The 14,639-nt window shown below is 64.1% G+C and carries 13 protein-coding genes and 1 tRNA gene; 11 read left to right on the top strand and 3 right to left on the bottom strand.

What is annotated here, in order from left to right:
• The first annotated feature begins 343 nt into the window (after positions 1-343).
• Positions 344-2,935, top strand: a complete 2,592-nt coding sequence (locus tag HY57_RS11675; protein ID WP_019466820.1) for a bifunctional aconitate hydratase 2/2-methylisocitrate dehydratase — start codon at positions 344-346, stop codon at positions 2,933-2,935.
• Positions 2,936-3,228: 293 nt separating this feature from the next.
• Positions 3,229-4,140: a LysR family transcriptional regulator gene (locus HY57_RS11680; protein ID WP_019466819.1), complete on the top strand. Its 912-nt coding sequence runs from the start codon at positions 3,229-3,231 to the stop codon at positions 4,138-4,140.
• Between the two features lie 227 nt (positions 4,141-4,367).
• Here the strand turns inward: HY57_RS11680 and HY57_RS11685 are convergent, their stop codons facing one another.
• Both HY57_RS11685 and sbcB read right to left on the bottom strand, forming a co-directional pair.
• Positions 4,368-5,054, bottom strand: coding sequence for a DUF2461 domain-containing protein (locus tag HY57_RS11685; protein WP_019466818.1), 687 nt, complete (start codon positions 5,052-5,054; stop codon positions 4,368-4,370).
• Positions 5,055-5,064: 10 nt separating this feature from the next.
• Entirely contained in the window at positions 5,065-6,513 is a 1,449-nt protein-coding gene (gene sbcB / locus HY57_RS11690; RefSeq protein ID WP_019466817.1) for an exodeoxyribonuclease I, read from the bottom strand.
• Between the two features lie 124 nt (positions 6,514-6,637).
• On the opposite strand from sbcB, the gene orn reads away from it, so the two are divergent.
• From orn to HY57_RS11710, 4 genes are all read left to right on the top strand, one after another.
• Positions 6,638-7,198, top strand: coding sequence for an oligoribonuclease (gene orn / locus HY57_RS11695; protein WP_019466816.1), 561 nt, complete (start codon positions 6,638-6,640; stop codon positions 7,196-7,198).
• A gap of 19 nt (positions 7,199-7,217) precedes the next feature.
• Positions 7,218-8,126 (top strand): dihydropteroate synthase, encoded by a 909-nt coding sequence (folP, locus tag HY57_RS11700; RefSeq protein ID WP_019466815.1) that lies wholly within the window; start codon positions 7,218-7,220, stop codon positions 8,124-8,126.
• Positions 8,127-8,185: 59 nt separating this feature from the next.
• Entirely contained in the window at positions 8,186-9,538 is a 1,353-nt protein-coding gene (gene glmM / locus HY57_RS11705; RefSeq protein ID WP_019466814.1) for a phosphoglucosamine mutase, read from the top strand.
• A gap of 121 nt (positions 9,539-9,659) precedes the next feature.
• Positions 9,660-10,595 carry an isopenicillin N synthase family dioxygenase gene (locus tag HY57_RS11710; RefSeq protein ID WP_019466813.1) on the top strand — a complete coding sequence of 312 codons (936 nt, stop codon included), beginning with the start codon at positions 9,660-9,662 and terminating at the stop codon, positions 10,593-10,595.
• Between the two features lie 81 nt (positions 10,596-10,676).
• Here the strand turns inward: HY57_RS11710 and HY57_RS11715 are convergent, their stop codons facing one another.
• Positions 10,677-11,492, bottom strand: a complete 816-nt coding sequence (locus HY57_RS11715) for an SDR family NAD(P)-dependent oxidoreductase (RefSeq protein WP_019466812.1) — start codon at positions 11,490-11,492, stop codon at positions 10,677-10,679.
• Between the two features lie 121 nt (positions 11,493-11,613).
• Between HY57_RS11715 and tpiA the strand changes: the two genes are divergently transcribed.
• The 5 genes from tpiA to HY57_RS11735 all read left to right on the top strand — a co-directional run bounded on the left by tpiA (position 11,614) and on the right by HY57_RS11735 (position 14,329).
• Complete coding sequence (gene tpiA / locus HY57_RS11720; protein ID WP_019466811.1) at positions 11,614-12,363, top strand: triose-phosphate isomerase; 750 nt, start codon at positions 11,614-11,616, stop codon at positions 12,361-12,363.
• Positions 12,364-12,388: 25 nt separating this feature from the next.
• On the top strand, positions 12,389-12,835 hold the full coding sequence (secG, locus tag HY57_RS11725; RefSeq protein WP_019466810.1) for a preprotein translocase subunit SecG: 447 nt from the start codon (positions 12,389-12,391) through the stop codon (positions 12,833-12,835).
• Positions 12,836-12,846: 11 nt separating this feature from the next.
• Positions 12,847-12,931: transfer RNA gene (locus HY57_RS11730), tRNA-Leu, on the top strand.
• 31 nt (positions 12,932-12,962) lie between these two features.
• Positions 12,963-13,295: a hypothetical protein gene (locus HY57_RS21600; RefSeq protein ID WP_144240816.1), complete on the top strand. Its 333-nt coding sequence runs from the start codon at positions 12,963-12,965 to the stop codon at positions 13,293-13,295.
• Positions 13,296-13,543: 248 nt separating this feature from the next.
• Positions 13,544-14,329, top strand: coding sequence for a hypothetical protein (locus HY57_RS11735; RefSeq protein ID WP_019466808.1), 786 nt, complete (start codon positions 13,544-13,546; stop codon positions 14,327-14,329).
• Positions 14,330-14,639 lie beyond the last annotated feature (310 nt).

Below are 14,639 nucleotides of genomic sequence, written 5' to 3' on the forward strand. Positions count from 1 at the left end.
GAGCGTGGGGACCGAGGGACGCATGACATCTCCGTTGGCGTGCTTTGCCATTCAGTTTGGGCCAAAAGCCGGATCCCGCAAGAGACCCGAATGGGGATTGCGCCACATTCGCATTGCAAGATTTCGAACGCTGCCGGAAGCGTTGTCTCGCGTTGCGGCGCCTAGGGTCCGGCTGGCAAAATAGCGGGCTGACATGCTGCCAAAAACGGCATGGCGACAAGGCCTTGCGCCTTGTCGAGCGCCGATGGCGGCCACGCGGAAACCTCCCCTTGGGCGACCTCCGCCGCGGTTGTGCGAACAACCGCCCGCCAACTCTTTGATCTAGTTCACCGGACGAGACCACATGCTTAACGCCTACCGCCAACATGTTGCCGAGCGCGCCGCGCTGGGTATTCCGCCGCTGCCGCTGTCGGCCCAGCAGACCGCCGACCTGATCGAGCTGCTGAAGAACCCGCCCGCCGGTGAGGAAGCCTTCCTGGTCGACCTGATCACCAACCGCGTGCCGGCCGGCGTGGACGACGCGGCCAAGGTCAAGGCGTCCTACCTGGCGGCCGTGGCGTTCGGCACCGAGAAGAGCGCGCTGATCTCGCGCGAGAAGGCCACCGAACTGCTCGGCACCATGTTGGGCGGTTACAACATCCATCCGCTGATCGAGCTGCTCGACGACGCTCAGATCGGCACCGTCGCCGCCAACGCGCTCAAGCACACCCTGCTGATGTTCGACGCCTTCCATGACGTGAAGGAAAAGGCCGACAAGGGCAACGCCAACGCCAAGGCTGTGCTGCAGAGCTGGGCCGACGCCGAGTGGTTCACCAGCAAGCCGGAAGTGCCGGCAAGCCTGACCGTCACCGTGTTCAAGGTGCCGGGCGAAACCAACACCGACGACCTGTCGCCGGCCCCGGACGCCACCACGCGCCCGGACATCCCGATGCACGCGCTGGCCATGCTGAAGAACAAGCGCGACGGCGCGCCGTTCCAGCCGGAAGAAGACGGCAAGCGCGGTCCGATCCAGCTGATCCAGGACCTGACCAAGCAGGGTCACCTGGTGGCCTATGTGGGTGACGTGGTCGGCACCGGCTCCAGCCGCAAGTCCGCCACCAACTCCGTGCTGTGGTGGACCGGCGAAGACATCCCGTTCATCCCGAACAAGCGCTTCGGCGGTGTGTGCCTGGGCAGCAAGATCGCCCCGATCTTCTACAACACCATGGAAGACGCTGGCGCGCTGCCGATCGAACTGGACGTCTCCAAGATGGAGATGGGCGACGTGGTCGAACTGCGCCCCTATGAAGGCAAGGCGCTGAAGAACGGCGAAGTGATCGCCGAGTTCCAGGTGAAGTCCGATGTGCTGTTCGACGAAGTGCGCGCCGGTGGCCGCATTCCGCTGATCATCGGCCGTGGCCTTACCGCCAAGGCGCGCGAAGCGCTGGGCCTGCCGGTCTCCACGCTGTTCCGCCTGCCGCAGCAGCCGGTCGACACCGGCAAGGGCTTCACGCTGGCGCAGAAGATGGTCGGCCGCGCCGTCGGCCTGCCGGAAGGCCAGGGCGTCCGTCCGGGCACCTACTGCGAGCCGAAGATGACCTCGGTGGGTTCGCAGGACACCACCGGCCCGATGACCCGCGACGAGCTGAAGGACCTGGCCTGCCTGGGCTTCTCGGCCGACCTGGTGATGCAGTCGTTCTGCCACACCGCCGCCTATCCGAAGCCGGTGGACGTGAAGACCCACCACACGCTGCCGGAATTCATCAGCACCCGTGGTGGCATCTCGCTGCGCCCGGGCGACGGCGTGATCCATTCCTGGCTCAACCGCATGCTGCTGCCCGACACCGTCGGCACCGGCGGCGACAGCCACACGCGCTTCCCCATCGGTATTTCGTTCCCGGCCGGCTCGGGCCTGGTGGCCTTCGCCGCCGCCACGGGCGTGATGCCGCTGGACATGCCCGAATCCGTGCTGGTGCGCTTCAAGGGCGAGCTGCAGCCGGGCGTCACCCTGCGTGACCTGGTCAACGCCATCCCGCTGTACGCCATCAAGCAGGGTCTGCTGACCGTTGCCAAGCAGGGCAAGAAGAACATCTTCTCCGGCCGCATCCTGGAAATCGAAGGTTTGCCGAACCTCAAGGTGGAGCAGGCGTTCGAGCTGTCCGATGCCTCGGCCGAGCGTTCCGCCGCTGGTTGCACGGTGCACCTCGACAAGGCGCCGATCATTGAATACATGACCAGCAACATCACGCTGCTGAAGGTCATGATCGCCCAGGGTTACAAGGACCCGCGCAGCCTGCAGCGCCGCATCAAGGCGATGGAAGCCTGGCTCGCCAATCCGCAGCTGCTGGAGCGCGATGCGGATGCCGAATACGCCGCGGTCATCGAGATCGACCTGGCCGACGTGCACGAGCCCATCGTGGCTTGCCCGAACGATCCGGACGACGTGAAGACGCTGACCGACGTGGCTGGCGCCAAGATCGACGAAGTGTTCATCGGTTCGTGCATGACCAACATCGGCCACTTCCGTGCAGCTTCCAAGCTGCTGGAAGGCAAGCGCGACATCCCGACCCGTCTGTGGGTGGCTCCGCCGACCAAGATGGATCAGGAGCAGCTGACCGAGGAAGGCCACTACGGCGTGCTCGGCACCGCTGGCGCCCGCATGGAAATGCCGGGTTGCTCGCTGTGCATGGGCAACCAGGCGCAGGTGCGCGAGGGTGCCACGGTGTTCTCCACCTCCACCCGCAACTTCCCCAACCGCCTGGGCAAGAACTCCAACGTGTACCTGGGTTCGGCCGAACTGGCCGCGATCTGCTCGCGTCTGGGCAAGATCCCGAGCAAGGCGGAGTACATGGCGGACATCGGCGTGATCAACGCCAATGGCGAGAAGATCTACAAGTACATGAACTTCGACAAGATCGCCGACTACCAGGACGTGGCCAATACGGTCAGCGCCTGAGAGCGGTAAGCCTTCGCAAGATGGCTAGGGAAGGGCGGCGCAAGCCGCCCTTTCTTTTTTGTGCCGGATTTCGTTCGACCGCCAAAACATCCCTCACCGTCATTCCCGCAAGAGCGGGATGTGCATTTCAACAACCGAATGGTTGGTCATCCAGCGCCTTTGCTCTTGGAGGGACGCAGACGAAAGGGGAGGGAGACACTGGATTCCCGCTTTCGCGGGAATGACGGTGAGGGGCGGTTCGGCGCGTCGTCGTTTATGCTTTCACCGTCAAAGGCCAGGCCAGCACCCCGCGGATGATCTCCTCCCACCTCTCGGTAGTCTCGCTCCGCGACCTGATGCTGGTGCAGGCCGTGCGCCGTCACGGCAGCTTCAACAGCGCCGCGCGAGCCATGCACATCAGCCCGTCGGGCCTCTCGCATCAGGTGCAGAAGGTGGAGCAGGCGCTGGGTGCACCGTTGTTCGAGCGCGGCGGTCGCCGCATTGTGCCGACGGCGGGTGGACAGCGACTACTCGAACAGATCGACGCCGTACTGGCTGCGGCTGAGCATCTACAACAGGTGGCGCGTGCGGGTGAGGTCGCCTTCGGTGGCGAGCTGCGGCTCGGTGTACCCGCATCGTTGGGTCCTTACCTGCTACCGCATCTGATTGCGCCGTTTCCCCAGCATTTCGCTGGTACGCGCCTCAGCCTGTCCGAAGGCAAGCCGCGTGGCCTGCTGCGCCGTTTGAACGAAGGCGAACTCGACGCCGTACTTGCGCCGCGTGTTGCCCCGGTCAGTGGCGTGGCGATGCGTCCGCTGTTCTTCGAACCCTGGGAAGTGATGTTCCGTGCCGATCACGCACTTGCCGGCAAGCGCAGCGTGGGCATCGAGCAGCTCGAGGCCAGCGACGCCACGCTGATGACCGAAAGCCACTGCGAAGACGTACTCGGCGGCGGCCACGTGCAGGATGTGAGTCTGGAAAGCCTGGCCGCGCTGGTGGAGCTGCGTGGCGGTTATGCGCTTGTGCCCGCACTGGCCCACGACCGTCTCGCCTCCATGCCCAACGTCGTGCTCGCCAAGCTCAAGGGGCAGGCGCCCGGACGCGAGATCGCTCTGTACTGGCGTGAAGCCTCGCCATGGCATGTCGACTTGCAGAACTTCGCGGTGTTGTTGCGCAAGCTCGCCAAGCAGAGGCCGGGGTTGAAGCTGGTGGACGAGGCGAGTTGAGCGGCGCGTGTGTCGCGCCCGTGGTCAGGGGCAAAGACAGCTAGGCCTCAGCCCCCACGCCGTCATCCCGGCGAAGGCCGGGATCCAGTAGCGATGAGCACCGGTTGTCGCGCAGGCCAGAAGGCAGTTGCTCCTTGGCGAAAACCTAACGATACGTCTACTGGATCCCGGCCCTTGCCCCTTTTTGGGGTGCGCCGGGATGACGAGAAGGAGAGGTCGAGGGGGCGTCAGAAATCCAGTTCCTGCGACGCACACAGATAATCAATCATCGGCGCCACGCGCTTGTACGTATCCGCCAGCCATGGCAATAGCTCAGTGGAGCAGGCCAGCTTCTCGTCGAACCCTTCGCCGCAGGCGAAATCCTTGCGCTTGATGTCGTCGATCAGCTCGTGGTTCGCGTCGAATCCACGCGGCGGCCGACTGAGCGACTCGCCCCAGAACTGGAAGTGATCGCGAAAGGCCTTGCTGCGCGTGGCACGCTTCCATGCCTCGGGATTGTCGGCAAGGAATTCGCGGATCTTCTTCAGCGCATCCGATTCCGGATGCCACATGCCGCCACCGGCGAAGCAATCGCCCGGCTGGATATGCACATAGAAGGACGGCGCCGGAATCTCATGGCGGCGCTCATGGAAAAAGCGCGCGCCCTGCCACGGCTTGTAGGGCTGCTTGTCGTTGGAAAAGCGCGTGTCGCGGTGGATGCGGAACAGCGAGCCACCGTTCTTGCGCGGGTCGGCCCGGTAATGCTTGCTGATTTTCGACAACGGCGCTTGCAGGTCGGTGATCAGCGCAAGGAAAGGATCACGCACGTCACGCTCGTACTCGGCCTTGTGCGCGTGGAACCACTCGCGATTGTTGTTGCGGTCCAGCGAACGCAGGAAACGAAAGGTGGCAGGCGAAAAATAGGTCTTGGCCATGGTGAGGTGGTCAGGCGGTCAGTGGGGCGATATCGGCGGACAGCATCTCGCCCCAGGCTTGCAGCTGGTCGAGGATGCCGAGTTTGTCCTGATGCGCGGCGTCCGTACGCAGCGCTGCGATGCGTACGAAATACTCGTCGAGCGTCAGATTGGTCAACGGCGTGGGGCGGGTCAGGCGATCGCGACAGAAGGCCAGCCAGCGCGCCTGTTCGTCAAGGCTGAGCGTTTCGGGCCAGTTACGCGCGCGGTAGCGGAACAGCAGTTCCGGGTAGCGCGGGTCGCGGAACGGAAAGGCGCGCTGCCCCAGTTGTTCCGGTGGCGTGGCACGGATGTCGGCGAGCAAGCGCTTGTCCGCATCCGGCAGGAACCCGCCATAAAGGGCGAGCTCCGGGTCCGACGGGGGCGGCAAGTCCGCCGCACGCTGGAAGACCCGGCGCAACTTGGCGGCCAGCCCATCGGCGGAAGCGAGCATGTCGCGATGCGCCTGGATCTTGTCGAGGTCGATCTGCAGCCGCTGGAGATCCACGCCTTTCAGCGTTGAAAGTGGCGCCAGTGCGGGCGCGCGATTCGCGCGCACGGTACGCAGCGGAATCCGCTCGACGCCCTCGGGCAGGTCGGCGCGTGCCGTAAACACGCGATCGGCGATCTCGTCCTCGTCCAGCGCCAGCAGTTCGGAAGGATCCCCCGCGAGGTCGTACACGATGATCTCCGCCGGCCGGCTCGGATGCGCGGCGAGTGGCGCGATCACGGCCAGGCAATGCCGGCTGGCCGGATAGCGCGAGGACACATGCACGACCGGCGTCATGGCGACCACGTCGAGCATTTCGAACACGCGCTGCTTGCGTCGCAGGTTGAAATACCAGTCCCACAGGCGGGGCTGGCGGACCCGCAGCAGGCGCGCCAGGTCGATCAGTGCGTACACATCGGACAGGGCGTCATGTGCGCGCTCCTGCCGCAGGTGATTGGCGGCGGCCAGGTGCTCCAGCTTGAAGCTGGGTGAGCCATCCTCGCGCCTGGGCCACTCGATGCCTTCGGGGCGCAACGCCTGGCACATGCGCACCAGGTCGATCAGATCCCAGCGCGAGTTGCCGTTCTCCCACTCGCGTCCGTAGGGCTCGAACATGTTTCTGTAGAACAGCTGACGGCCTATTTCGTCGTCAAACCGCAGCGAGTTGTAACCCACGCCGCAGGTGCCCGGCTGGGCAAGCTGCTCGTGCACGCGGGCCGCGAAATCCGCCTCCAGGCAACCCTCTCGCTCGGCTTGCTGTGGGGTGATGCCGGTGATCAGGCAGGCGTCGGGATGCGGCGGCATCTCGCGCGGGGGCTTGCCGAAAAACATCACGGGCTCGCCGACGACCTCTAGATCCATGTTGGTGCGGATGCCGGCGAACTGGACCGGGCGGTCGCGCCAGGGGTCGGCGCCGAAAGTCTCGTAGTCGTGCCAGAAGAAGGTCTGCATGGGCCGATCATCGCATGGCCTTCCTGCCTGCTCCATGCGGCTCCGTGGTGACGTTGCGGGAATGCGCCCGGAATCAGGGGCCCGGCGCGCCGGCTGCTGCTAGACTTCACGGCCAGGAGGGCGCATGAGCCAAGCGAACGAAGACAACCTGATCTGGATCGATCTGGAAATGACCGGTCTCGACACGGACAACGACTCCATCCTCGAGATCGCCACCATTGTCACTGACAAGGATCTTCGCGTTCTGGCGGAAGGTCCGGTGTTCGCGATCCGGCACCCGCTGGAACGGCTGGAAGCCATGGATGCGTGGAACCGCAACCAGCATCGCCGCTCGGGCCTGTGGGACCAGGTGGTCGCCTCCGCTGACGACCATCTCAACGCGGAGCAGGCCACGCTCGATTTCCTCAAGGACTGGGTGCCGGCCGGCAAGTCGCCGATGTGCGGCAACTCCATCTGCCAGGACCGCCGCTTCCTGCATCGCCAGATGCCACGCCTCGAACGCTATTTCCATTACCGCAATCTCGACGTCTCCACGCTGAAGGAGCTCGCGCGCCGCTGGGCGCCGGCCATCGGCAAGGGCTTTTCCAAGGAGTCGGCGCATACGGCCTTGTCCGACATTCGCGACTCCATCGACGAGCTGCGCTATTACCGACGCTTCATGGGGCCGCTCGGCGGCGAGTCCTGACGCCTTTCCGGGAGTCATCATGTCCCTTGATCTGTTTGCTCCCGTGCTTGATTGCAACGGTCGCTCGCTCAAACTCGACCGCCCGCGCGTGGTGGGCATCCTCAATGTCACGCCCGATTCGTTTTCCGACGGCGGCAGCCATGCGTCGGTCGACGAGGCCGTCGCGCACGGCCTGCGCATGGTGGAAGAGGGGGCGGACATGCTCGACATCGGCGGCGAGTCGACCCGGCCCGGTGCGGAGGATGTGCCCTTCGAGGAAGAACTCGCCCGTGTCCTGCCGGTGATCGAGCAATTGGCTGCGCGCACGAGCGTGCCGCTCGCCATCGATACGTCCAAGCCGGAGGTGATGCGTGCCGCCGTGGCCGCCGGCGCCGGCATGATCAACGATGTCTATGCACTGCGGCGCGAAGGCGCGCTGGATGCCGCCGCAACGCTTGGCGTGCCGGTGTGCCTCATGCATATGCTGGGCGAGCCTCGCGGCATGCAGGACGACCCGCACTACGATGATGTGGTCGGCGACGTGCACCGCTTCCTCACCGACCGGCTGTTCGCCTGCGAGCTGGCCGGCATCGATCGCCGCAAGGTCATGGTCGACCCTGGCTTCGGCTTCGGCAAGAACCTGGAACACAATCTCGCCCTGCTGCGCGCGCTGGAGCGCTTTGCGAATCTTGGCAGTGGCGTCTATGTCGGCATGTCGAGAAAATCCATGATCGGCGCGATGACCGGGCGGCAGGTGCCTGCCGACCGCGTGGCCGGGTCCGTCGCGGCTGCCGTCATCGCGGTGCAGCGCGGTGCCCGCATGGTTCGCGTTCATGATGTGGCGGCTACGGTCGACGCGTTGGCCGTGTGGCATGCCGTGCAGGCCGGTGACAAGCCGGCGCGCCGGGACGACAAACCTTCCGCGCCGCGCTGGCCGGACGACGAATAAACATTGGAAAGCAGGGGGCGCCGGTGCAGGCAGGCGCCGATGCCCGTAGGAGCAGTGCCATGACGCAACGGAAGTATTTTGGAACTGACGGCATCCGCGGCCTGGTGGGCCAGTGGCCGATCAGTGCGGATTTCATGCTGCGACTGGGCCGCGCCATTGGCGTGGTGCTGGTGCGCACCGGCCGTGCCAGGCCGAAGGTGCTGATCGGCAAGGACACGCGCGTGTCCGGCTACATGTTCGAATCGGCGCTTGAGGCCGGGCTGGTGGCCGCCGGGGCGGACGTGGCGCTGCTCGGGCCGATGCCCACGCCGGGCGTCGCCTTCCTGACGCGCTCGCTGCGCGCCGATGCAGGCATCGTGATCAGTGCGTCGCACAATCCGCATCACGACAACGGCATCAAGTTCTTCTCGGCCAACGGCGAGAAGCTCTCCGACGATGTGGAGCAGGCCATCGAGGAGGAACTGGAGCTGGAGTTCACCACGGTTCCGTCCGAACAGCTCGGCAAGGCCACCCGCATCGCGGATGCGGTGACGCGCTACGCGGAGTTCTGCAAGTCGACGGTGTCCGAGGATTTCAGCCTGCGCGGACTCCGGATGGTGGTGGATTGCGCCAACGGCGCGACCTATCAAGTCGCACCCAAGGTGTTCACCGAACTCGGCGCGGTGGTGACCACCATCGGCGACAGGCCCGACGGCTTCAACATCAACCGCGACGTGGGCTCCACCCACCCGCAGGCGCTGGCGCGTGCAGTGGTGGAGCAGGGCGCGGACATCGGCATTGCCTTCGATGGCGACGGCGACCGCGTCCAACTGGTCGACCGCCACGGCAAGCCGGCGGACGGCGACGACATTCTTTTCGTGCTGGCCAACGCATGGCATGCACAGGGACTGCTGCTGGGCCCGGTGGTCGGCACGCTGATGAGCAACTACGGCTTGCAACTGGCGCTGGCCCAGCACGATGTGAAGCTGATCCGCGCCAATGTAGGCGACCGCTACGTGCTGCAGCAGCTCAAGGCGCATGGCGGCAACCTGGGCGGCGAAACGTCCGGTCACATCCTGTGCCTGGATCGCGCCACCACCGGTGACGGCATCGTCTCCGCGCTGGCCGTGCTTGAGGCACTGGCCTATGCCGGCACCGACCTGGCCGAAGCGCGGCAAGGCTTGCGCAAGATGCCCCAGATCATGATCAACGTGCGTGCCGATGGCGCCCGCGAGGCCCTGCACAGCGAGCCGGTGCGTGAGGCGCTGGCCGAAACCGAGCGCACCTTGTCCGGTCGCGGCCGAGTGGTGCTGCGTGCCTCCGGTACTGAGCCCCTGGTCCGCGTGACGGTGGAAGCGGCCGATGAGGCGGAAGTCCGACAGTTGGCCGAAAAGCTGGCCGGTGTCGTAAAATCCACCGCAGAACGTTCGTGAGCCTGTAAGAAGTTCGGGGGCCTAGAGGCCCCACCCAGGTCGCCAAGGATTGGCCCGACGTGCCCCGCCCCTGCGGTGGCGGACAGACAAGTGGACCGCACGCACAACCTGTGGACAAGCCATGAAGAAAGTTCCAACCCTCGACATCCGTCGTTACGACACGGACCGTGCCGCGTTCGTCGCCGAGCTGGGCAACGCGTACCGTGAATACGGCTTCTGCTGCATCAGCGGGCACGGCATTCCGCGCGAGCTGATCGACGGCGCCTACGAGTCGTTCCAGCAGTTCTTCGCACTGCCCGCCGAAACGAAGATGAAGTACAACGTGCCGGGTAGTGGCGGCGCGCGCGGCTACACGCCGTACAAGGTGGAAACGGCGAAGGACAGCAAGTACGCAGACCTCAAGGAGTTCTGGCACATCGGCCGCGAGATCGCGCGCGACTCGAAGTTCGCCGACGTGATGCCGCCCAACATCTGGCCGTCGGAGATCAAGGATTTCCAGAAGAACGGCTACGGCCTGTTCGAGGCGCTGGACCAGCTAGGTTCGCGCGTGCTGCGCGCGCTGGCATTGCACATCGACCTGCCCGAGCATTTCTTCGACGACAAGATCGACCAGGGCAACTCCATTCTGCGCCCGATCCATTACCCGCCCATCACCGAAGACAACGTCCCCAACGTGCGCGCAGGCGCCCACGAGGACATCAACTTCATCACGCTGCTGGTGGGGGCCAGCGCGGAAGGCCTGGAAGTGCTGACGCGCGAGGGCGAGTGGCTGCCGATCACCACCGAGGGCGATGCCATCGTGGTCAACATCGGCGACATGCTGCAGCGCCTGACCAACCACGTGTACCCGTCCACTTCGCACCGCGTGGTGAATCCGCAGAACGAGAACTCGCGCAAGCCGCGTTACTCGGTGCCGTACTTCCTGCATCCGAACCCGGATGTGGTGCTGGATCCGCTGCCGCAGACGGTGACGGCGGACAATCCGAGTCGCTACGACACCAGCATCACGTCGCACGAGTATCTGCTTGAGCGTTTGCGTGAGATCAAGCTGATCTGATCACGCCAGGATGGGCACCCTCTCCCCTAGGGGAGAGGGTTCGGGCGAGGGGCTAGCCCACCACGGCCGCTCAAAAATGCCTCAATCCAGCGCACCCAGATCCCGATACCGCTTCGACTCCTTCGCCGACAGCCACAGCGTGAATTTGTCTGGCAGCAGCTTCATCATCGCCTTGATGAAGCGGTTCACGCGTCCGGTCACGTGCACCACGTCGCCGCGCTCGGTGGCCTCATAACCCTCCCGCACCACCGCCTCGGCGCTCTGCCACATGAATGTCGGCAGCTTGTTCATCAGCTGGCGAGTGCCGGTGACATCGTGGAATTCCGACCATGTGAAGCCCGGGCAGAGCGCACAGACGTGGATGCCGTGCTGCCTGTTCTCCAGCGCGAGGGACTGGGAGAACTTGATCAGATAGGCCTTGCTCGCCGCGTACAGCGTATGCCCCGCCGAGCCGGGTGCATGCCCCGCCAGCGAGGCCACGTTGACGATGCGGCCGTAGCCGCGCTCGCGCATGCCCGGCAGCAGGCGCCAGGCCAGTTCAGCAGGCGCGATCATCAGCACACGGAAAAAGGCCTCGTGGACTGGCCACGGCGCGGCGTCGAACGTGCCCGGCACGCCGTAACCGGCGTTGTTGATGAGCCAGTCCACCCTAAGTCCACGTGCATCCAGTGCCTCGCATAGGCGGGGTACCGCGGCGGGGCCGGCCAGATCGGCAGGGAGCACAGTCACTGTGGTCTGGTGCTGGTCTCGCAGTTCCTGCGCCAACGCCTCAAGCCGCTCCACCCGGCGTGCGGTCAGCACCAGGTCGTGGCCCTGGGCGGCAAGCTCGCGGGCAAAGGCGGCGCCGATGCCGGCAGAGGCGCCGGTGACCAGGCTGAGTGGGCGGCTGGGTGGCATCAAGTGGTCTCCTTGTGGTTCTTCTGATTTTTTCCGTAAAGGCAAGGGCTTGTCGTTGCCTCGTTGCCAGTGGCATGGTCGGACGTTAAGCTTTCGGGTTTATACGCAAGGGAAGACGCGCATGCGCAAGAAACTCGTCGCCGGCAACTGGAAGATGCATGGTAGCCGCAGCATGGCGACCGCCCTGGTCGGTGACATCGCCGCGGCCCTGCCTCCCGATATCGACGTGGTGGTGATCCCGCCGTTCCCGTACCTGGGCGAGTTGGCGACGCAGCATGCGGGTTCCGGCCTCGGCTTCGGTGGCCAGGATGTGAGCGAGCACCAGGGGCAGGGCGCCTATACGGGCGAAGTGTCCGCGGCGATGCTGGCCGACGTGGGCGCGCAATGGGTGCTGGTCGGGCACTCCGAGCGTCGCCAGTATCACCACGAAACCAGCGAACTGGTGGCGCGCAAGTTTGCAGCCGCGCGCGCCGGTGGCCTCACCCCGATTCTCTGCGTGGGTGAAACGCTGGCCGAGCGCGAAAACGGGCTTACCGAAGCCGTCGTCGCGCGCCAGCTCAAGGCGGTGATCGAGCTGGACGGCATCGCCAGCTTCGATACGGCCGTGATCGCCTACGAGCCCGTCTGGGCCATTGGCACTGGCCATACCGCCACGCCGGAGCAGGCCCAGCATGTTCATGCGTTCATCCGTAGCCAACTGGAAAAAGAAGATGCTATGATTGCCCGTCTGACCCGACTGCTTTACGGCGGAAGTGTCAAAGCGGCGAATGCTGCGGACTTGTTCGCGCAGCCGGACGTAGATGGTGGGTTGATCGGGGGCGCCTCGCTGGCATCGGCCGATTTTCTCGGGATCTGCGCGGCGGCCTACTGAGCACCACGGACTCTTAAAGAGAACCATGTTCGTCATCTTCAGCGTCTTCTACATTCTGATCGCCGCGGCGATGATCGTGCTGATCCTGATGCAGCGCGGCGCCGGTGCGGACGCGGGCTCCGGTTTCGGCGGCGGCGCATCCGCCACCGTGTTCGGTGCGCGTGGCTCGGCAAGCTTCCTCACCCGCACCACTGCGGTGCTCGCTGCGCTGTTCTTCGCGTTGAGCCTTGGCATGGGTATCTACCTGGGCCACAACGGCAAGGCGCAGAGCGACACCGGCAGTGATCTGGGCGTGATGTCGGGTCTTGCCAACAAGCCGGCGGCAACGCAGAATGCGCAGCCCGCCGCCCCGGCCAACGCGGAAATCCCGCAGGCCACGAAGCCGGCGCAGGGCGATGTCCCCGCTGCCACGGCTCCGGCCAAGCCCTCGGGTGACGTGCCGGCCGCGACGGAACCGGCGAAGAAAAACTAAGTAAGACACCTGCCCAGGTGGCGGAATTGGTAGACGCACTACCTTGAGGTGGTAGCGCCGAGAGGCGTGGGGGTTCGAGTCCCCCCTTGGGCACCAATCGAAGTTTCAGCGAGTCTCTGTGAGTCTCATGGAACACAAAAAAACCCGACGCATATGCGGGTTTTTTTTGTGTCTGCGGTTCTCAGGGTGTCTCAGCGAATCTCAGATTGTTGTGTATGCTCTTGTGTATGAAAGCGAATTTCATACACAAAATGGTCCCCGCAAATGCCTACGCGCTCTCGAAGCGCAGCGCGACGCCAAGCAGGGCAAGGTAACGGCGGGCACGCGCAAGGTGATGCAGGCCGCTGCGGATGCGGTGGGTGCCGGACAGGCTGCGGAACAACTTGCCAAGGCTAAGGCTGAGCAGGCGTCCCTTCGTGCGGTGTCTGTTCGCTGGCTTGCTGAGAAGCGTCCAAGCTGAGCGCAGCAGACCTATCGTAAGGCGCGGCTTGTGGTGGATTCGTATCTCGTCCGAATGTCGTCCCACGTACAACACGAAGGGGCCGACATGGTACGAAGCACTCCCTCCAGAACCGCGCTGCGTCCAAAAGCGGCCCAGCCCACGATCATGCTACAGCTCGTCATTCTCGGTGGTGAAGCTCCACGAGGAACGCCTCCAGACGGGGAGGGAGCTGGTAAGTTATTGGCGGCTCCTTTGGGATGAACGTTATGAGCAACCTCACGAACGCCATGTCCGCCGACTATTCACAGTTGGAGCGGGAGTTCGAGAATCGGTTGCAAGTGTTTTGCGATGAGGTGGAGGCGGCTAACCAATACTTCTTTGCCTTCATGACGCTCCACGCAGAATACGCTCAGCGTGCGGAAGTGCGGACGCTTTTCGACAACCACGATCTCGTTACAAGAACTTTGCTGTCCAGCCTACAGGCGGCCTTATTCCTCGCTCTTGGGCGTATCTTTGATGATCGCTCCAGGCACACCATCCATTCGCTACTCAAGTGCGCCAATGAGAACCGCAGGTTGTTCTCACACATCGCGCTTCGTGCGCGCAAAGAGCGGGCGGCAGCCAATTGGGCTGAGTGGATCGAGGCCTTCATGGAGGGAAAGCACGAGCCGACCGATCAACACTTCCGGGAGTTGAGGAAGCAGATCAAGCCCCACCGACAGGTCTATGCCGAGAAGTTGGATGCGATCAGGGACAAGTGGTTCGCCCACCGAGACTCCGATAAGGACGAGGCCAATAAGCTATTCGCGGTCACTTCCATCGATCAGATCGAGAAGTTATTGGGGTTCCTGATTGCGTTCCACCAAGCACTGTGGAAGGCATATCACGACGGGGAGCCTCTTGTGGTTGACCAGAGCTACAAGAACCCGACTGAGGCACGCACACACCTGTGGGCACCTCAGGGTGATTTCACGATTCAGAAGCGCATCACGAAGCAAACCAAGGAGTTTTTGGACCGGGCTACATCTGGCTCCAAGTCGCTCGCTCATTAGTTGTCGTAGAAGTTTTCAGGGTCGTGTTGTACCTTGAGCGACCGTCTAGCGATGCGGCGTCATTAAGGGCTCAACGAATCCACGGCGCTCGCGGTCGTCTCAAGGTAGGGCGAGCAATTACTCTCCAGCTCCTTCTTCGGCAGTCACGCCGCAGGCTGATCCTCTGTGGCCGGTGAGCCGCTCGCCGAATGGCAAAACAAGCAGCTGACTGTGGAGTGAGCTTCGCTGGCGAAGGCAATGCCGCGTCAGCGTTGCCGAGCAAAAAAAGACACGTTCCCTCAACCTGGCCATATGGAGGTTCTAGGTCGGC

Origin of the sequence: Dyella japonica A8 (assembly GCF_000725385.1) — a bacterium.
Taxonomy (GTDB): Bacteria; Pseudomonadota; Gammaproteobacteria; order Xanthomonadales; family Rhodanobacteraceae; genus Dyella; species Dyella japonica_C.

Bases quoted from the DNA above. Each gene is read 5' to 3' on its own strand.
- HY57_RS21600 (WP_144240816.1), top strand. From the start codon at position 12,963: ATGGAACACAAAAAAACCCGACGCATATGCGGGTTTTTTTTGTGTCTG.
- HY57_RS11685 (WP_019466818.1), bottom strand. From the start codon at position 5,054: ATGGCCAAGACCTATTTTTCGCCTGCCACCTTTCGTTTCCTGCGTTCG.
- HY57_RS11735 (WP_019466808.1), top strand. From the start codon at position 13,544: ATGAGCAACCTCACGAACGCCATGTCCGCCGACTATTCACAGTTGGAG.
- sbcB (WP_019466817.1), bottom strand. From the start codon at position 6,513: ATGCAGACCTTCTTCTGGCACGACTACGAGACTTTCGGCGCCGACCCC.
- HY57_RS11680 (WP_019466819.1), top strand. From the start codon at position 3,229: ATGATCTCCTCCCACCTCTCGGTAGTCTCGCTCCGCGACCTGATGCTG.
- HY57_RS11715 (WP_019466812.1), bottom strand. From the start codon at position 11,492: ATGCCACCCAGCCGCCCACTCAGCCTGGTCACCGGCGCCTCTGCCGGC.
- glmM (WP_019466814.1), top strand. From the start codon at position 8,186: ATGACGCAACGGAAGTATTTTGGAACTGACGGCATCCGCGGCCTGGTG.
- secG (WP_019466810.1), top strand. From the start codon at position 12,389: ATGTTCGTCATCTTCAGCGTCTTCTACATTCTGATCGCCGCGGCGATG.
- orn (WP_019466816.1), top strand. From the start codon at position 6,638: ATGAGCCAAGCGAACGAAGACAACCTGATCTGGATCGATCTGGAAATG.
- folP (WP_019466815.1), top strand. From the start codon at position 7,218: ATGTCCCTTGATCTGTTTGCTCCCGTGCTTGATTGCAACGGTCGCTCG.
- HY57_RS11675 (WP_019466820.1), top strand. From the start codon at position 344: ATGCTTAACGCCTACCGCCAACATGTTGCCGAGCGCGCCGCGCTGGGT.
- tpiA (WP_019466811.1), top strand. From the start codon at position 11,614: ATGCGCAAGAAACTCGTCGCCGGCAACTGGAAGATGCATGGTAGCCGC.
- HY57_RS11710 (WP_019466813.1), top strand. From the start codon at position 9,660: ATGAAGAAAGTTCCAACCCTCGACATCCGTCGTTACGACACGGACCGT.